We start from the raw sequence: 16,803 nt of genomic DNA, 5'->3' as shown, positions 1-16,803 counted from the left end.
AGATCCATGCCACTCGCCCTCTCCCCCAGCACAGTCCCGGTGACCGTCGACGATGCCAAATGCATCGCCGACAAGGGCTGCACGGTCTGTGTCGACGTCTGCCCGCTCGATGTGCTGCGCATCAGTGATCTGACCGGCAAGGCCTATATGAAGTTCGACGAATGCTGGTATTGCATGCCCTGCGAAACGGACTGCCCGACCGGCGCCGTCACCGTCAACATTCCTTACCTGTTGCGCTGATCATGAGTGTCTTTGAACCTTTCGAAGCCTTCGGCGACATCGACATCATCGCCGAACGCCTGCTGGATCCGGATGCCGCCATTCGCCGCCTTGCGGTGATCGAGCTTGCCGAAACCGCAAGCCCCGAGGCCTTGCCGCACCTGATCGACGCTGCCGCCGATGCAAGCGGCGAGGTCCGCCTTCAGGCAGCGATCGCCCTTGGCGAGTTCGATGGCGCCGGTGCTGCCGGCGGGCTGGCACGGCTGGTCGTCGACGACGAACCCTCCGTCGCGCAAGCCGCGGCAGATGGCCTGGCGGAGCTGAAGCATCCGGAGGCCGGCAGCAGCCTGCTGCCTCTGCTCGATCATGCCAGCGCCGTCGTGCGCGCGGCGGCGTTTCGTGGATTGAAGGGACTGCGGCTGCAGGACTCGCTCGGCCCCGCCCTGATTGCACTGCGCGACGCGGACGCGGCAGTGCGGGTGCAAGCTCTCGGCACGATCGCCTATCTCAAGCTCGACTCGACGATCCCGTCCCTGATTACGGCAACGCGCGACGAGGATGCCGACGTGCGCGCCGCAGCGGTCAATGCCCTAACCTTTACCGCGCAACCGGCTGCGGCCGAGGCGGTCGCGGCGGCTCTCAGCGATGCAAACTGGCAGGTTCGGGCGGCGGCAGCGGAATCGCTCGGCCGGATCGGCCACGGCTCGGCGGTCGAAGCGCTCGCCAGGGCGCTCTCCGACGATTATTGGCAGGTGCAGCAGAAATCGCTTGGCGCCCTCGGCAAGCTGAAGGCAAATGCCGCTCTGCCCCGGATCATGCCGCTGCTCGAAAGCGACATGCCCACCTTGCGCAAGGAGGCGGCGGCGGCGCTCGGCGAGATCGGCAACCCCGGCGCCCGGGACGCGCTTGCCGCACATGCCGACGATCCCGATCCCGATGTCCGCAAGACGGTGCGCTGGGCGCTTACCCGTCTGGGATAGGAAAAACCGGGCGGCGTCTTACGCGCCGCCCTTCGAGACCATCGCCATCAGCAGATGCGGCCGCTCGATGCGGATGTGCCGAGGCGTGACGGTCAGCAAGCCTTCTTTCTGAAAACGCTTCATCATCATCGTCACCCATTGCCGGGTGGAGCCGACCATGGCGGCGATCTGGTCGTGGGTCACCTTCGCATTGATGATGACGGCATGCCCGTCTCGCACGCCATGCAGCTTCCCGAGATTCATCAGAAACTGCGCCAGCCGCTCGATGACCGAGCGGGTGCCGAGCATCTGGGCCATGGCGGAATAGCTTTTGCCCTTCGACGCCAGGCCCTGGATAAGACAGAGCGCGAAATTGGGCATTTCGACGATCAGCTTGCGCAGAACGGAGCCGGGCAGAAACAGGATCTCACAATCGTCGAGCGCCTGGCCCGACCAGATATGCGTGCCGCCGCCGGTCATCTCAGGTCCGCCGATGAAATTGCCCGGTGTCCAGTAGGCCAGGGTGATCTCACGGCCTGATGGCGCCGAATAAAAGACGCGCACGGAGCCGCGCTCGATGATGAAGACGCCGCCATGCCGGTCGCCCTGGGTAAAGATCGTTTCGCCGGCTGAGAAGGTCAGCTGCCGCCCGTGACTGCGCAGGGTGGCCCACTCTTCGAGCTTCAGCGGATCGAGGAAATGCGACCCCTCGTCGAGCCCGTCGACCGTCTCGCTGAGAAACAATGACTGCGGGCCTGGCAGGATGACCTGCGGGGACAGCTCGGGGCCTGCGTCGCGCAATCCGCGCTTCGGCTCCGGCTTTGCGATTTCAAAATCCAAGCTCATTGTCGATCGCCTCTCTGGTGTCGAATGAGTGGATTAATAGATATAAAATCTATGGATTATAAAGAAATATAATTGCGTATTCCGCGCTGAAAAGGGTCGTTTATCGCCGCACCACCCGCATGCTTATCCAAACAGCCTGGCGATAACCCTCTGTAACTATTTGCTTAAGCATTACGATGCCCGCACCTGCCTTTACAGTCCTATGTCCGGCCAACGACTGGCGTTCCGGCAATGCAAATTAATTGCTTCCGCCGTCACAGGCCTCGCCACATAAATTTGCACGACTGGAATTCAACGATTTTCCCGCCGCGAGGCGACGGGCAACAGATGGGGTGGCACGATGCATTTTCGCTTAACTTTGGCAGCTGCAGCTTTGGCTGCGACCAGTTTCCTCGGCACGGCGCAGGCGGAAACCATTCGCGTCGCCATCGGAACGCAAGACACCACGATCAACACCGCCACCGGCGGCCTGTTGATCCGGGAACTCAACCTTCTCGAAAAATACCTGCCGCATGACGGCAAATACAAGGATGCCACCTACGACATCCAGTGGAAGAACTTTACCAGCGGCGCGCCGATCACCAACGAGCAGATCGCCGGCAAACTCGATTTCGGGGTGATGGCGGATTTCCCCGGCTCCTTCAACGGCCTCGCGCATCTGAAGGCGGGACGCAAGAGCCTGTTCATCTCTGTCCTCTCCGGCAGCGTCAAGGGAAGCGGCAACGGCATCGTCGTGCCGACGGATTCTCCGATCCAGTCGATCTCGGAACTGAAAGGCAAGACGATTTCGGTTCCCTTCGCCTCGACCTCACATGGTCTGCTGCTGCGGGCCATCAAAGCTCAGGGCTGGGATCCGGAAAAGGATGTCAACATCATCGCCCAGGCGCCAGAGGTCGCCGGTGGCGCGCTGAAGGCCAACCAGATCGAGGCGCATGCCGATTTCGTGCCCTTTGCCGAGCTTTACCCATGGCGGGGTTTCGCGCGAAAGATCTATGACGGCTCGCAGGCGAACGGCCCCACCTTCCACGGCGCGCTGGTCGATGCCGATTATGCCGAAAAATATCCCGAGATCGTCACCGCCTATCTGCGCGCCGCACTCGAAGCCGACCAGTTGATCGCCAAGGAGCCGGAGAAATACAGCGAACTGATTGCCAAGGTGACCGGCGTCGAGGCCGAGGTCGACTATCTCTTCCACGGTCCGCTCGGTCTCCAGACCCGTGACCTGACCTGGAAGCCGGAATACCGGCAGGCTGTCGGCACCGCGATCGAAACGCTGCAACATCTGAAAAAGGCCGATAGCGGGCTCGACGTCGACACATTCATCGACGACCGCTTCATCAAGGCCGCCTTCAAGGCCTCCGGTCTCGACTACGAGGCAAGCCTGAAGAACTATGATCAGCTTCCGCTCGACGCCAAGGACGCGGCCACCGGCGAGCCGATCAAGGATGCGAAGCGCGTCGCCGAGATCTGGGTCAAGGACGAGCCGCTCGTCCGCCACTACGCCACGGCGGAAAATGCCTTCAAGGCCTTGAAGGCGCTCGAAGGCGAAGGCAAGGCTATCCGCGTCTTCTATGCGCAGGATCGGGAGAGCGGCATCAAGCTGCTCGGCAATCAAGCCTGGTTCGTTCGCGACGAAAAGGGCGAGATCGGCGCCTTCCTGCTTAAGGAGAGCGCCGAGAGCTGGGCCAAGGCGCATGGCGGCGCCGTGCTCGATTTCGCCAGCGCCAAATCCTCCGTCGTGGCCAGCAACTGAGGCCGATAATGACGACGTGGACGCACCCTGACTACGGATCTTGGCTGCGCCGCGCGGGGTCCATCGCCATCTGCCTGCTCCTGTGGCAGATGGCCTCCACCCTGCGGCTCGATCTCGGCCTGGTCACCTTCCAAAACGTGCCTTCGCCGGTGGATGTGTTCGCCGCCGCCCTGGGCTTCCTCCAGTCGCCGAAACTCATCGCGCATGTCTCCAGCAGCCTCGAAAGGGTGTTTGCCGGATATGCGATCGCCGCCGTTGCCGGCATCGCCTGCGGCCTGATCATCGGCCAGTCGCGAAAGGTCGGAGATTTCCTGCTTGCGCCGCTCGAACTCCTGCGGCCGATCCCGGCCGTCGCCTGGATACCGCTTGCCGTGCTGATGTTTCCGTCGTCCGAGCTGTCGATGATCTTCATCACCTTCACCGGCGCCCTGTTTCCCATCCTGCTCAATACGGTCCACGGGGTCGAAGGCGTCGATCCGCGCCTGATCGCAGCCGCAAAGAGCCTCGGCAGCACCCGCCGCGCAATGCTGTTCGAGGTCATCCTTCCCGGCGCGGCGCCCAGCATCGTCACTGGCCTTGCCATCGGCATGGGCACCTCGTGGTTCTGTCTGGTGACCGCCGAAATGATCTCCGGCCAATTCGGCATCGGTTACTACACCTGGGAAGCCTATACCCTGCAGAACTACCCTGAGATCATCGTCGGCATGGCGGTGATCGGCGTGCTCGGCATGGGCAGCAGCACCTTGCTGCGTGCCTTGGGCAACGCGCTCATCCCCTGGCAGAAAAAGGAAGCGGCACGATGAACAGCCATCAGCGCCTGGTGCGATCGGAGACCGGCAGGATCGTTGCGGAGCAGGTCTCCATCCGCCTCGGCAAGGGAAAGGCCGCTTTCGAAGCCGTCTCGGATGTCAGCTTCTCCGTCGCGCCCGGCGAATTCGTCTGCCTGCTCGGCCCCTCCGGCTGCGGAAAATCGACGCTTCTCGGCGCGCTCGCCGGCCATATCGATATTGCCGGCGGCAGATTGGATGTCGATGGCACGCCGGTCAGCGGCCCGCACCCCGAACGCGGCATCGTCTTTCAGCACCACACCCTGTTTCCCTGGAAGAGCGCGCGCGACAATGTCGCCTTCGGACCGAAGATGCGCGGCGTCGGCAAGGAACAGCGCCGGCGCGAGGCGCAGAGGATGCTCGACCTCGTCGGCCTCAACGGTTTTGCCGATCGCTATCCGGCCCAGCTATCCGGCGGCATGCAGCAGCGGGTGGAAATCGCCCGAGTCCTGGTCAATCAGCCGCGGCTGCTGCTGATGGACGAACCCTTCGGCGCGCTCGACGCCCTGACGCGGCTGAAAATGCAGGAACTGCTGCTTGCCATATGGGAGCAGTTCCGCAAGACCGTCCTGTTCGTCACGCATGACATCGACGAGGCGCTGCTGCTCGCCGACCGGATCATCGTGATGAAGGCGCAGCCCGGCCGCATTCACGAAGAGATCACCGTCCCCTTCCCGCGGCCGCGCTCGACCGATATCGTCGCCTCGCCCGAGTTTTCGCATTTGAAGCGCCATTGCCTCGAACTGCTCCATGAAGACGGAGGCGCGGATACCCTACCTCGTCTGACGCCGCTCGGCCTTGGGCGGCGACGCTCGTAACCTTATGGATCGTTCGTCAGGTGCGCCTCATTTCGAGCTCTGGCGAATACGCGTATAAACTGCCGGAAGGATCCCCGCTCACAGGTAAGCGCGTGAAAAGAACACCGTCGTCGTCAGCAAGGCGACCGCAAGCGTTAGCACCCGGACGACCGATGCCGGCAGCCTTCGTCCGACATGCGCTCCGATCCACCCGCCGATAACGGCCCCGATCGTCATCGGAATGCACTCCTGCCATACGATTGCCCCGGCCAGTACGAAGACGACGACGGCGACCGCGTTTGCGGCGGTTACCATCACCATTCTTGTCGGATTCAGGCTCTTGATGTCCCCGCCCCCGAGCGCGCTCCATGCCGCAAGCATCATAAGGCCCACCGCGCCGCCAAAATAGCCGCCATAAAGACCGAGAAAGAATTGAACCGTTGCGAAGGCCAGAAAATTCGGACGTGCCTGCGTCCGGAGCTTTGCGCTGAGCCTCGGACCTGCAGCCAGCATCAATGTCGCCACCAGCAAGAGCCATGGCAGGATCCCATCGAAAATCCTGGATGGGGTCAAAAGCAATAACACGCTTCCCGCCACACCACCCACCACTGTCACGATAGCGATAGGCATGACATTGATGCCGCACACACTCCTGACCCCGTCACGGTAGACCCACGAGCTCGTCATACCGCCTGGAAACAAGGCCAAGGTGCTCGTCGCGTTTGCGGCAACCGACGGCACTCCGACCGATATCAGCGCCGGCAGGGATACGAACGACCCGCCACCGGCCAGCGCATTCATGCTGCCTGCCAACAAGCCAGCGAGGAAAAGAAGAATGATATCGTACATGTTCAGGTCGCTTTAGCCTGCAAATTTGATTTCCGCCGAGACGTTTGTCCGAGATGGCGACTGTAGACGGGTTGAGTGCGCTGACGCTTTACCGCGCTCTCGGTGACGCGGCAATCCTCGCCATTACCTCAGGAAACACGCGCTCTCGCCTCACGACTGTCCCAAATTAACCCATTATTTAGCAATCGCTTGCATGCGCGAGCCACCATGTTACCGTCGCCGACATCGTGGGGGCGCGTATGACAATTGAAGAGCTGATCGATTTGCAGGAAGCGGGCTCAAGGGCACGGGTACTCGGACTAAAGGCTCACGAGAACCCATACCTCGCGGCCCATCGATTGCCCACCGGTGATACCGGCGCTCTCGGGGATTGGCTTGCGCGTCACGACGCGTGGAAGTTTGGCTGGGAAGCCGAGGACGCCAGCCGCGAAGGCAGGATTGAAACGCACTTCAAGGCGTTGATCTCGATTCCCAAACGACGGGCATTCGACGCTTAACGCCCTTGACGGTGATCACAAGCTGCCGGCTCGATTTTCCTCCCTGGCGACGAAGAACAAGTGCGCGATCAGACGGACATTCGATTGCCGAGAACAAATTTGTATCGCTCGGGTCGGATGAAGAACTCCGACCCTTCGGCGCAGGCGACAGTCAACTGTCTCGGCGGAATTGTGCCTGTCCTGTCATCCCAACGCGGCTCAACTGGGGCTTTTCGGTAAAGGTTTAATTGGTTTATTCATCTGCCTTTGCGTGTTGAATGAGATGGTAGCCCGCGAACAAAGGATATCGCACGCCGCGGATTCAATATGAGCAGGAAGTCTCAAATCATTTGGTGGATTTTGGCGCTAGGCGTGTTAATCGGCCAAATCGACAAAGTATATGAAACCTATTTCAGCCCGTCGCCACTTTCGATGGCCGAATGGTTTGATTGGCTGATGTCATTTCCCGAATGCGCAGTTGTCTGCCTCTTTGCAGCAAGAATCCAGGTGGGATCGGTCGCCTGGTGGCGCATCTATTCGTTCATATATCCCATTTACGCGCTACTGGTTGTTTGTGTTTGCGTGCGTCTCTATCTTTTTCGGTATATCCCTGACGGCCATCCCATACCTTACGGTATCGCCTTGGCCATTGTCGTTTTGATGAAGCTCATGTCATTTCAGGCAATCTGGCAATACGCCCGCTGTAATAAAATGCATCGATACGCATCAGCGTGAGATCAGCCCGACAGATGAACATGTCCATTTTTGGCGCCGGTCTCTGTGTTTGAGTTCTTCGCCTGCGACCAACATGATGGGCTGCGATGGATACTAGCCGGCGATTGCCGTAACGACCGCTAAGCCGCTGTGTGAGCGTTGCGCCGCATGCAGCTGCTTGCCGGCTCGCCTTCCATCTGCTGTATATCCGGCTCCGGCACAGCGTCAGTAGCGACGAACGTCATGTAGCCGTCGACCGCGCCGTTCGATTGCCGAGAACAAATTTGTATCGCTCGGGTCGGATGAAGAACTCGGACCATTCGGCACAAGCGCCATGATCGAAATATGAGGTCCGTTCGAGCACGAGCAAAACCGCATTCGCGGCTGCGCCGATCAAGGATGAGATGCGGGGCGGCACTGCGCGCGCGCCGATGGCGATCTCTGCGGAGACAATATCGGCGCCGGCTTTGTCCTTGAGGAGCGCATAAGTCGGCCGTTGTTCGGCCGTTTTCAAATCCAGTTCCGACATGACGGCGGGCAGGAGGCTTCGACCCAAGGCAATGGGCTCGTCGTCCACCATGTGAAGACGCTCCAACAGCGCGCATTTTGCTCCGAACAACGAAACAAACGCCGGCGGCGTTTCAATCGTAGTCAGCTCGACGATCCGCATCGTGGCATCGAAGCCCTGCACTTTCAGCGACTCGTGGAAACTGCGCAGCGTATCGATCTGATGGCGGACCTGTTTGCCCGCCACAAAAGTCCCCTTGCCTTTCCTGCGCTCGATCAGTCCGTCCTTATCCAGTTGATCGAGCGCGAGGCGGACGGTGACGCGGCTGACGTCGAAGCGCACCATGATCTGCGATTCCGACGGCAACCGCCCGGAGGGCTCGAATGTTCCTTCAGCGATCTCGCGACGAAGGCGATCGGCGATCTGGAGATACATCGCCACCGGGTTGTTGCGTATCAGGCTCATTTCATTTCCATCGGGGTTAAAAAGACCACGGACTCTTGCAGCTTTGGAACAGCGTTCTCCTTTGCCGCCGGACAAGGGAAGGCCCCACGTTGATAACCTGTATTATAATGTATTAAAACTCAGGGCAATTCCAACCTCAGCTCGTTCGAACGCAATATGGCATTTGTTTCCCCAATTCGGCAGCATTCACCTGGCGCCACCTTCTCGGTGACTGGCATGGGTTTCGCCTATCCCGAAAGCCGACGCAGCATATTCGAAAAATTTTCGCTGGAAGCCCGTCCGGGAGAATTCGTCGCGATCCTCGGTCCGTCGGGCTGCGGCAAGTCGACACTGCTCAATCTTCTATCCGGTTTCCTGCGCCCACAATCGGGTCGTATCACCATAGACGGCGCGCCGGTTGCGCCGGAACATTCCGCACTCGGCTATGTCTTCCAGTCGCCCCACCTTTTCCCCTGGCTGAACGTGCTGGAAAATGTCCGCTTCGGCCTTCGTATGAATCGCAGGGGAACGCCGCAGGAGCAAAGGGCGATCGCCCTGCATTTTCTACGGCTTGTCGGCCTGGAAGAACAGGCGCAAGAGCCGCCGCACCGATTGTCGGGCGGCCAGCGTCAACGCGTAGCCCTTGCACGCTCGCTGGCGCTTGAGCCACGCCTTCTGCTCATGGACGAGCCTTTCGCAGCACTCGACGCCATGACGCGCTCAGCCCTCAACGACGAACTGCTCCGCATCTGGTCGAGCTTGGGCAAGACCGTGCTGTTCATCACGCATGACATCGACGAAGCGATCTATCTGGCGGACCGGGTCCTCGTTCTCGGCCTGCCTCCAACCGGCATCACGGCCGAAATGAAAATCGATTTGCCGCGCCCTCGCGACCAGCGAGGCACGCGCGCCAATCCCTTGTTTACAGAACTGCGCGAACGCCTCGCCGAGCAGATCGCCGTGGTCATGACCAGCAATCAACCCGCTACCTGAAGGGGACATCCGATGAAACGCATTCTACCTGCAGCCATTTTCGCACTCGCTGCTGCCTGGCCCGCCGCTTCGCAGGAATCCCGGCCGCTTCGTATCGGCTGGGTCCAGGCCATGGCAAACGCGCCGGCTCTCATCGCCGAAGAGAAAGGCTACTTTCGGGAAGAGGGTTTGAACGTCGAACTCAAGGGCTTTGGCGATGGCCCCGTCATTCAGCAGGCGGTAGGGGCAGGGGAAATCGACGTGGCCTATATCGGCGCCCCGCCCGTCTATCAATGGGCGGCGCGCGGGCTCGAAGCGAAGATCATCGCCAAGGTGAACTATGGTCAGGCAGCCTTGATCGCGAGGGCCGACGGCTCGATTCAGTCGCTCTCAGACCTCAGGGGCAAGAAGCTCGCCGGCGTCAGCAGAGGCAGCGGCATGGACGTGCTGCTGCGCGGCTTCGTCCTGAAGGAGACTGCCGGCCTCAATCCCGACGCCGACCTCCAACTATCGCAGATGCCGGTGGGCAATATGAACGCCGCCCTTGATACAGGGGTCGTGGATGCTGCCTTCTCGTGGGAGCCCTTCATCAGCCAGTCGGTGCTCCGCGGCACGGGCCGTGTCGTCTTCGACGTGAACGGCGCTCTTCCGGGCTATCCATGGTATGTCGTTGCAGCACCTTCAAAGACCCTGAAGGAGCGGCCGGACGATCTCGTCAAGCTGCTGCGGGCCAATGCCAAAGCCGTCGCCTTTCTGCGGGAGCATCCCGAGGAGGCCAATCGGATCATCGCACAGAGTTTCAAGCTGAAGCCCGTGAAGGCCGCGGACGGAACCGTCGTTCCGCCGGAAGCGATTGTCGCCGAGGCCAGGAAACGCCTCGGCTGGTCCGCAGAAATCGAGCCGTCCGACCGCGCCTTCATCCAGCGGCTCATCAATTACTCCGTCGATCTTGGCATCCTCAATAAACCGCTTGATGTCGACGACATCGTTGACGACAGTTTTGCCGCCAAAGCGGCCGCCCAGCGGTGAGATCCGATCGATGAAGACATTCACAGCGCGGCTGCGTTTTCCGCAGCCGTCCTGGCGCTGGGCAGCGCTTCCCTTCCTGCTTGCCGTGTGGTGCCTCGCAGCCAGCAGGGTCCCATCCTATGTGCTGCCACAGCCCTGGGAGGTGGCAGCAGAGGGACTGCGCTGGATCCAATCCGGCGAGCTCGGCCGCCAGTTTCTGGCGAGCTTGTTGCGTGAATTCGGCGGCTTCGGCGCGGCAATCCTGGCGGCCGTGCTCATCGGCGTGTCTGCCGGACTTTGGCGGCCGTTCCGTGAGTTCGTCCAGCCTCTGCTCGGCCTTTTCATGGCCATCCCTCCGATTGCCTGGGCGCCGCTCTCCCTGATTTTCTTCGGCCTCGGATATCTGTCGATCGCCGTGGTCATCTTCATCGCATCGGCTTTCCCGATGGCGGTGACAATCCAGGAAGGCGTGCTTTCGATCGGCGGCGGGGAGGTGCGCGCAGCCCGCATTCTCGGGGCCAAACGGTTTCAACTGCTGGCCCATGTGTATCTTCCTGCCTCCCTCCCCTTCCTGACCGCCGCATTGCGCATCGGTTTCGCCCAGGCGTGGCGGGCGCTCGTCGCCGCCGAGATGATCGGCGCCTCCCAAGGTATCGGCTGGATGGTCGCGATGGGCGGACAGGTCGGCAATTCGGCGCAGGTGCTTCTCGGCATCACGCTGATCGGACTCACAGCGTGGCTTATGGAGAGCCTCGTATTTCGACGGATAGAGCGCCGCTACGAAAGCTGGCGCGGACAATAACGGATTTCTCCCATGACAGAGACTTTGCAGCACAAGGCGTCTCGAGCCGCCGTGCATTCCCCAGCGGGCCTTGCCGACTATTTCGACACGCTACCCTTCCTCGGCCGTCTCACCTGTCAGCGACCGACGCTGATTGCCGGCGATTGGACCGAATTGGAACTCGTCTATGAGGTTGGCGCTGTCGGCCTTGCCGATGGCGCATGGCTGAAGCTCGCCTTCAAATTCTATTCCGACTGGGCGCTGTTCCAGACGACGGACCCGACGGGCGCCAACTACGTTTCCGCCGAATATCACGCCGGGCCGCTGGTCCCTGGGCAGAGCCCGGCGACAGTGCAGGCGCTGAAGGTACGCTTCGACCAGAAGGGACACGAGCGCCCCTTCCAGAAGGCCATCATCATCGATGTCGTCGATGGCTATATCAATCCCGGCGACAGGATCGTCATTCGACTCGGCGATCGGCGCCAGGGCGGCGCCGGTACGCGCGTGCAGACCTTCGTGGAAAAGGCGTTCCAATTCCGGCTGTTCATCGACCCGCTGGGCAGCTCGAAATTTGCCGAAGTGCCGGGCGACTGCAAACTCGAAATCCTGGCCGGCCAGCCCCACGCCCTTCAGATCATAGCGCCGCGCCTGGTTGGCCTTGATCAATCCTTCGACGCGATCGTACGCGTCGACGACATATGGGGAAACACCTGCCGCGACCGCAATCTGCGCGGCACGCTGGTGATCACCGCTCCAGACGCGACCCAACGCACGGAGCCGATCGCGCTCGCAGCAGCGGACTGGACATTCGCGCGGATTTCCGGCCTTTCCTTCACCGAAACCGGCGAGTGGAAACTGGAAGCACGGCTGGACGACGAACCCTTCGTCACCGCGGCCGTCGCGTATATGCAGAGTGAAGAAGAGGCCTTGCGTCCGCTCTATGCGGATCTGCACGTCCATTCCGACGACACCGTCGGCACCAACGACGCAACCTACAACCTCACCTATGGACGCGACATCGCCGGGCTTGACGTGGTGGGCTACACCGTCAACGACTTCAACATCACCGAAAAGAATTGGGACAAGGCCGTGGAGATTATCCATGGCCTCAACGAGCCGGGCCGCTTCGTCTGCTATCCTGGCACCGAATGGTGCGGCAACTCCGCAGCCGGCGGCGACCGCAATGTCGTCTTCCTACGCGACGGTAAACCCCGCTTCCCGTTTGACAAAGAGGGGCGGTCACTTCGCTCTTTCGAATGGAACGAGACGACGGCCGGAACCATCCGACCCGGCATCTGGCCTGTCGACCGGCTCCATGCCGCCTATGAGGATGATCCGGAGGGCCATTTGCTGATCCCGCATGTGGGTGGCCGGCGCTGCATTCTGGATTGGAACCATCCGGAGCTGGAACGGCTCATCGAGATTGGGTCCGCCTGGGGACAGTTCCACTGGCTCTACACCGAAGCGCTCGCGCGCGGATACAGGGTCGGCGCCTCGGCGGCGAGCGACGAGCATCAGGGCCGATGCGGCGGTGGTGCACCGGCAACCGGAACTTTCGGTTCGCGCGGCGGGCTGACCGGCGTCATCGCCGACCGCTTCGACCGGGCCGGCGTCGGCAGCGCACTCCGGGCGCGGCGCACCTTCGCAACCACCGGCGAACGCAGTTTTGCTGTTCTGTCCCAAGGACAGCATTTCATGGGCGAGGTATTCGATGCCGAACCCGAAAAGCCGCTCTCCTATCGCCTGCTCGGCCAGGCCGGCTGGGAGGAGATTCAACTTTATGACGGCGATCGCCTCGTGTGGAGACGCGATCTGCATGCGGAGACGGGCTTCAGCGAACGCAGCCTGCGCATCCGTTTCGGCGGCGCCCGCATCAAGGATCGCTACCGGGCAGCCTATTGGAGCGGCGCGGTCGCCGTGACCGGCGCGGCGCTTCTCGATGCGCGCGGAGTTGGCTTTGACCACCCCGAACAAAGCGTATGGCGCACCGGGCTCGGCACGCTCGGCTTTAGAACGGCAACACATGGCGATGTCGACGGGATCGAGCTGAAGCTTTCCGACCTGAACAACGCTCACATCACGATTGCCGCCGACCTTCATGGCTACAGCAAGATCGGCGACCCGCTCCAGCCGCCACCGCATTTGCATGCCCCCGAAGCACGGCTTGAGGTGAATGGGAAGGATCTCATTGCCAAGGGCTCGGTCACACTCGATCTGCCGGGCGTCGAGTTACGCCTGATCGTGGAAAGGGTTACGGACCAACCGCTGCCGAGAGATCTTGCGGGTGAAATATTGCTGCGCGACCTGACGCTCGATCCGGAACGCGAACATCCGTTGTTCTTAACGGCGCGCCAGCGGGACCAATCTCGAATTTGGACATCTCCGTTGTTCTTGACGCCTCGGTAGTTGAGGTTACCAGACGCGACGATCGACCCGCAACTTAGGCGGCGACTGTCTGCCGTTTCGACGGCTTGAAGGCGACGGGAGGAGCGAGAGCACCGATCTCAGAGGCCACCCACCGTCATTGAGCGCAATTGGCCGATATCGACGTGCCCAAGCTGTTTGCGAGGCGGGGATCTGTTGTCTCCAGCCAGCGCTCTGGCGAAAAATACGTCTTCGTCCGCACCTGCGAATCCGAAGTCGCCTTAAGGCCAAGGACAAAATTGAAGTTATTTCCGCTTCCGGCTTCGCGCGTGAAGCTAAGATAGGAGCCGAATCGTTCATATTCGACATTTCGAAGGTTTTGGATCGACACAAGCGCATCCTCGAAATCGGGCCAGCACGCCTGCTTCACAATGATCTCGAAAATGCGCAGGACGGCCGGGGCGAGACGCCCCTCTGCGTCCGTGGTCGGCCCGATGATTTTGGCGCGGATCTCGACGATATCGCCGATTTCATTTCCACGAACCTTGAGGAAGGTGGAGCTGAGGGGACGCAGCTCGTCCCGTTGGTAGATGCGCTGAAAATAACATTCATAGCTGCGATTGCGCATCGATGCGGCTTTCCAATCGCTCATCTCGATGTCGGCCTCTCGAAGAGCACCGCAAATATTCGCACCCGAGACGCGCCACATCCGCAGGAACTGACTTGCCAGTTCCGGCTTCGGGACCTCGATCAGCCGCAGCGGTATAGACATTGGCGGGAGAGGAGAAGGAGCCGCCGTGTCGGGGCCGACGGCTACGGGCGCTGATCGGGCAGCCTTGTTGAGAGCTCGATCTTCAATGAGCCCGACCGGATCTTCGCTGTGTTGGATTTCACGGTAAAAAACAACGATGCCTGCAAGAAGCAAAACGCCTATCAAAAGCACGGGCCAAAGCAGCCGGCGGCTGTTGCTCCGCAACAGGGAATTCCAGCGCCGACGCCGGATGTCGCGAGGAGGATCGACTGCTGATAAGCCTTTATCCACGGCGCGACCTCACAAGCAAAATCGGAGCGGATGCGAGTTCGAGCCCAATCAACCTCGATCCTGTTTGCCACCGGCCGATGTCGGTCGGCGTGCGAACCAAAGCCCTCGCTGGCCACTCCTGCTCCGGTGAGCAGCGGAAGTAAAGACGGTACAGTCTGTCCGACTCACCTTCGACACCGCGAGTGTGAGGTCGCCTGTGTGGGGCGTCAAGCAGCAACCCCGGTGGACGGCGGTCGTTCCCCCAAATCGCGCGGAAGAGCACCGGCTGCCTCCCAACACAATCACATCAGCTAGCGTCGCATGTCTGATCCGCACGAGCGATCATTGGGAATTCCAGATGAAAACCATGAAGCCGAAAGCGATCGCCATTGTCGTGGTGGCGGCGTAAAGCATGGTGAACCGGGCAGGACCGGCGGATGCTGCCAGTATCACGCGGCCAATTGCGTTTGCAGCCATGGCGCCCAGTACCGCGTGGACGACGATGTCCGAAGCCTGGAGGTCGGTCCGACGTAGCGCCGTCAACACTGCGACGTCGACGTCGAAGCTGCCGGAGATGATCGAGGCCAACAGGACCGCAGAATCCCCCAGGTATGCGACCAGCACTTTGCTCGCAGAAAGAGCCAGCACGTATATCGTCGCAAAAAGGAAAAGCGAGCGGACCTCGAAGGGATTGCGGGCCGAGACATCGACGGCGTCCCGCTTGTGTGCAGCCCTCGTCAAGAACACGGCCATGCAGGCGAAAACCACTGCCGCGACCGTTGCCACAGGCGCTATCTTCGGCAGGACTGCCGGACCAACAATCAAGGTCAGCCCAGCCACGCGCAGAATAGACACCGTGGCCGCCAAACACGCAGCTCCGGCAAGTCTGCGAACTTCCGCTCCGTCCTTGGCGGAACGAGCCAGCGTTAGCGTCACTGCCGTCGACGAAACCAAGGCGCCGGCGGCTGCCCCGATCAAAGTGCCCTTCCTCTCGCCGAACAGGCGTACGGTGATATAGCCTGCAAAAGAGATGGTCGCGGTCAAGACGGTGAAAAGCCATACTTCGAAGGGGTTCACCGTCAGTGCCCGACCGATATCGCGGTTTGGTAAAAGCGGAAGTATGACGGCCGTCATGACCGCAAGCATAAGAGCCGACCGCAGCTCGATCCAAGTCAATCGCCGGAGGAAGGCGTGAAGAATGTCGCGGCTAGCCAAGATGGCTGCAAGGGCAGTGCCGCCTGCCGCCGCGGCGACGGGATCGCCATCGACCGCCAGAGCGCCGAGTCCGAAAACGCATAGCGCGGCAATGACCGAGGTGACGCTGTAGTCTTCGTCGTCCCAGGCCTCCCGCAGCTTGAAGAGTCCGAAGACGGCGGCAAAACTCATAAAGCCGCAAGCCAGGAGCAGTGAGGACCCGGTCGCGTTGCCCAAGGCCGCCATTATACCTCCCAGCAATCCCGAGATGCCAAAGGTTCGGATGCCCCCGGTTCTGCTCCCTGCCGGAGAATCCCGCTCCCGCCAGCCCCGTTCCAGCCCGACCAGAAGACCAATGGACAGCGCCAATGCAAATCTTGCAACGACCATGGAATTCAAAAGGGGCCTCCCTGCTTCAGAGCAGCTGTGGGTCAGTCGGCACGCGCAATTCCGCCCGGACGGGTTGCAGACATCGTCGTCTGCGGTCCGACGTCAATTTGTTCTGGTTGCGCTCCGACCGGACACGGCCGTGACGGCGATGCCGTAGAAGACATGCGGAGACCCTTCGAGCATTGGAAGTTCGTGCGGTTTCATGGCACCGATTTCCCACCAGTCGGAATGCGCTTGAAGTAGCGACCAGGCGTGCAGTCTTTCGCTTCGCCACGCGTCGCTGTCGGGAAACTCTTGAAACCGCCCCTCGACGACGACGCTCGTCCACCCGTCACCGCTAAGGCGATGTTCGACGTGCAGACAGACCTTGTCATTCGCCCGCATCCAGTCGAGCTTCTTGCCCGGCATCGTGAAACTGTAGGCGACGCCATTGGAAAAAGCGAAGTAGATTGCCGCGACATAAGGCTGCCCGGCGTTGCAGCAGGCGAGATGGCCGAAGCGCGCGCCTTCGAGAAGGCGGTAGCACTCCGCCGGGGTAATTTCCGTCAGCGTCATGGGCATGGTGTGCTCTCCACTGCTAGAATGGTGCGATTATACAAGTTCTTCAGAGGCCTGCTTTGACCAAGCGCAATGCGAAGTTCGGCTCGTGATGCATCATGGCGGAGGCGTAACTCAGGAGGC

General features: G+C 61.0%; 17 protein-coding genes. 11 read left to right on the top strand and 6 right to left on the bottom strand.

The window, feature by feature from the left end:
• Window positions 1-6 precede the first annotated feature (6 nt).
• Both ATY75_RS05885 and ATY75_RS05880 read left to right on the top strand, forming a co-directional pair.
• A complete protein-coding gene (locus ATY75_RS05885) occupies window positions 7-240 on the top strand; it encodes a ferredoxin family protein (RefSeq protein ID WP_064841978.1) in 234 nt (77 codons plus the stop codon).
• A gap of 2 nt (window positions 241-242) precedes the next feature.
• On the top strand, window positions 243-1,199 hold the full coding sequence (locus ATY75_RS05880; RefSeq protein WP_088936802.1) for a HEAT repeat domain-containing protein: 957 nt from the start codon (window positions 243-245) through the stop codon (window positions 1,197-1,199).
• 18 nt (window positions 1,200-1,217) lie between these two features.
• On the opposite strand, the gene ATY75_RS05875 is transcribed toward ATY75_RS05880, so the two are convergent.
• Window positions 1,218-2,024, bottom strand: coding sequence for a Crp/Fnr family transcriptional regulator (locus ATY75_RS05875; RefSeq protein WP_088936801.1), 807 nt, complete (start codon window positions 2,022-2,024; stop codon window positions 1,218-1,220).
• A gap of 340 nt (window positions 2,025-2,364) precedes the next feature.
• Here ATY75_RS05875 and ATY75_RS05870 point away from each other — a divergent pair, with 340 nt between their 5' ends.
• From ATY75_RS05870 to ATY75_RS05860, 3 genes are read left to right on the top strand one after another with little or no spacing between them, the layout of a single operon-like run.
• Window positions 2,365-3,777 (top strand): ABC transporter substrate-binding protein, encoded by a 1,413-nt coding sequence (locus tag ATY75_RS05870; RefSeq protein ID WP_088936800.1) that lies wholly within the window; start codon window positions 2,365-2,367, stop codon window positions 3,775-3,777.
• Window positions 3,778-3,785: 8 nt separating this feature from the next.
• The gene (locus tag ATY75_RS05865; protein ID WP_088936799.1) at window positions 3,786-4,580 is read left to right on the top strand and encodes an ABC transporter permease; all 795 of its coding nucleotides are present in this window, start codon (window positions 3,786-3,788) and stop codon (window positions 4,578-4,580) included.
• Window positions 4,577-5,422 (top strand): ABC transporter ATP-binding protein, encoded by an 846-nt coding sequence (locus ATY75_RS05860; protein ID WP_088936798.1) that lies wholly within the window; start codon window positions 4,577-4,579, stop codon window positions 5,420-5,422. The genes ATY75_RS05865 and ATY75_RS05860 overlap by 4 nt, the downstream gene beginning before the upstream one ends.
• A gap of 78 nt (window positions 5,423-5,500) precedes the next feature.
• Here the strand turns inward: ATY75_RS05860 and ATY75_RS05855 are convergent, their stop codons facing one another.
• Window positions 5,501-6,250 (bottom strand): sulfite exporter TauE/SafE family protein, encoded by a 750-nt coding sequence (locus tag ATY75_RS05855; protein WP_088936797.1) that lies wholly within the window; start codon window positions 6,248-6,250, stop codon window positions 5,501-5,503.
• 239 nt (window positions 6,251-6,489) lie between these two features.
• On the opposite strand from ATY75_RS05855, the gene ATY75_RS05850 reads away from it, so the two are divergent.
• Both ATY75_RS05850 and ATY75_RS05845 read left to right on the top strand, forming a co-directional pair.
• Entirely contained in the window at window positions 6,490-6,747 is a 258-nt protein-coding gene (locus ATY75_RS05850) for a CrpP-related protein (protein ID WP_049732732.1), read from the top strand.
• A gap of 306 nt (window positions 6,748-7,053) precedes the next feature.
• A complete protein-coding gene (locus ATY75_RS05845; protein ID WP_088936796.1) occupies window positions 7,054-7,461 on the top strand; it encodes a hypothetical protein in 408 nt (135 codons plus the stop codon).
• A gap of 220 nt (window positions 7,462-7,681) precedes the next feature.
• Here ATY75_RS05845 and ATY75_RS05840 read toward each other — a convergent pair whose 3' ends face one another.
• Window positions 7,682-8,413, bottom strand: coding sequence for a GntR family transcriptional regulator (locus ATY75_RS05840; protein WP_088936795.1), 732 nt, complete (start codon window positions 8,411-8,413; stop codon window positions 7,682-7,684).
• Between the two features lie 216 nt (window positions 8,414-8,629).
• On the opposite strand from ATY75_RS05840, the gene ATY75_RS05835 reads away from it, so the two are divergent.
• From ATY75_RS05835 to ATY75_RS05820, 4 genes are read left to right on the top strand one after another with little or no spacing between them, the layout of a single operon-like run.
• Complete coding sequence (locus tag ATY75_RS05835) at window positions 8,630-9,385, top strand: ABC transporter ATP-binding protein (RefSeq protein WP_088936794.1); 756 nt, start codon at window positions 8,630-8,632, stop codon at window positions 9,383-9,385.
• A 12-nt stretch (window positions 9,386-9,397) separates the two neighbouring features.
• Window positions 9,398-10,393, top strand: coding sequence for an ABC transporter substrate-binding protein (locus tag ATY75_RS05830; RefSeq protein WP_088936793.1), 996 nt, complete (start codon window positions 9,398-9,400; stop codon window positions 10,391-10,393).
• A 10-nt stretch (window positions 10,394-10,403) separates the two neighbouring features.
• Complete coding sequence (locus tag ATY75_RS05825; RefSeq protein ID WP_088936792.1) at window positions 10,404-11,174, top strand: ABC transporter permease; 771 nt, start codon at window positions 10,404-10,406, stop codon at window positions 11,172-11,174.
• A 12-nt stretch (window positions 11,175-11,186) separates the two neighbouring features.
• Window positions 11,187-13,559, top strand: a complete 2,373-nt coding sequence (locus ATY75_RS05820) for a hypothetical protein (protein WP_088936791.1) — start codon at window positions 11,187-11,189, stop codon at window positions 13,557-13,559.
• A gap of 115 nt (window positions 13,560-13,674) precedes the next feature.
• Here ATY75_RS05820 and ATY75_RS05815 read toward each other — a convergent pair whose 3' ends face one another.
• The 3 genes from ATY75_RS05815 to ATY75_RS05805 form a co-directional block, all read right to left on the bottom strand.
• Window positions 13,675-14,460: a DUF6030 family protein gene (locus ATY75_RS05815; RefSeq protein WP_143535269.1), complete on the bottom strand. Its 786-nt coding sequence runs from the start codon at window positions 14,458-14,460 to the stop codon at window positions 13,675-13,677.
• A 420-nt stretch (window positions 14,461-14,880) separates the two neighbouring features.
• A complete protein-coding gene (locus tag ATY75_RS05810; RefSeq protein ID WP_088936790.1) occupies window positions 14,881-16,122 on the bottom strand; it encodes an MgtC/SapB family protein in 1,242 nt (413 codons plus the stop codon).
• A 102-nt stretch (window positions 16,123-16,224) separates the two neighbouring features.
• Entirely contained in the window at window positions 16,225-16,683 is a 459-nt protein-coding gene (locus ATY75_RS05805) for a pyridoxamine 5'-phosphate oxidase family protein (RefSeq protein ID WP_064841965.1), read from the bottom strand.
• Between the last annotated feature and the right edge of the window lie 120 nt (window positions 16,684-16,803).

It is taken from the genome of Rhizobium sp. N122, from assembly GCF_002211295.1.
Lineage (GTDB): Bacteria > Pseudomonadota > Alphaproteobacteria > Rhizobiales > Rhizobiaceae > Rhizobium.
Note: the sequence above shows the minus strand (reverse complement) of the source record. Positions and strands in the feature narration are given on the sequence as shown.

Excerpts from the sequence above, each read along its gene's own strand:
- ATY75_RS05885 (WP_064841978.1), top strand. The coding sequence starts at position 7 with ATGCCACTCGCCCTCTCCCCCAGCACAGTCCCGGTGACCGTCGACGAT.
- ATY75_RS05880 (WP_088936802.1), top strand. The coding sequence starts at position 243 with ATGAGTGTCTTTGAACCTTTCGAAGCCTTCGGCGACATCGACATCATC.
- ATY75_RS05875 (WP_088936801.1), bottom strand. The coding sequence starts at position 2,024 with ATGAGCTTGGATTTTGAAATCGCAAAGCCGGAGCCGAAGCGCGGATTG.
- ATY75_RS05870 (WP_088936800.1), top strand. The coding sequence starts at position 2,365 with ATGCATTTTCGCTTAACTTTGGCAGCTGCAGCTTTGGCTGCGACCAGT.
- ATY75_RS05865 (WP_088936799.1), top strand. The coding sequence starts at position 3,786 with ATGACGACGTGGACGCACCCTGACTACGGATCTTGGCTGCGCCGCGCG.
- ATY75_RS05860 (WP_088936798.1), top strand. The coding sequence starts at position 4,577 with ATGAACAGCCATCAGCGCCTGGTGCGATCGGAGACCGGCAGGATCGTT.
- ATY75_RS05855 (WP_088936797.1), bottom strand. The coding sequence starts at position 6,250 with ATGTACGATATCATTCTTCTTTTCCTCGCTGGCTTGTTGGCAGGCAGC.
- ATY75_RS05850 (WP_049732732.1), top strand. The coding sequence starts at position 6,490 with ATGACAATTGAAGAGCTGATCGATTTGCAGGAAGCGGGCTCAAGGGCA.
- ATY75_RS05845 (WP_088936796.1), top strand. The coding sequence starts at position 7,054 with ATGAGCAGGAAGTCTCAAATCATTTGGTGGATTTTGGCGCTAGGCGTG.
- ATY75_RS05840 (WP_088936795.1), bottom strand. The coding sequence starts at position 8,413 with ATGAGCCTGATACGCAACAACCCGGTGGCGATGTATCTCCAGATCGCC.
- ATY75_RS05835 (WP_088936794.1), top strand. The coding sequence starts at position 8,630 with ATGGGTTTCGCCTATCCCGAAAGCCGACGCAGCATATTCGAAAAATTT.
- ATY75_RS05830 (WP_088936793.1), top strand. The coding sequence starts at position 9,398 with ATGAAACGCATTCTACCTGCAGCCATTTTCGCACTCGCTGCTGCCTGG.
- ATY75_RS05825 (WP_088936792.1), top strand. The coding sequence starts at position 10,404 with ATGAAGACATTCACAGCGCGGCTGCGTTTTCCGCAGCCGTCCTGGCGC.
- ATY75_RS05820 (WP_088936791.1), top strand. The coding sequence starts at position 11,187 with ATGACAGAGACTTTGCAGCACAAGGCGTCTCGAGCCGCCGTGCATTCC.
- ATY75_RS05810 (WP_088936790.1), bottom strand. The coding sequence starts at position 16,122 with ATGGTCGTTGCAAGATTTGCATTGGCGCTGTCCATTGGTCTTCTGGTC.
- ATY75_RS05805 (WP_064841965.1), bottom strand. The coding sequence starts at position 16,683 with ATGCCCATGACGCTGACGGAAATTACCCCGGCGGAGTGCTACCGCCTT.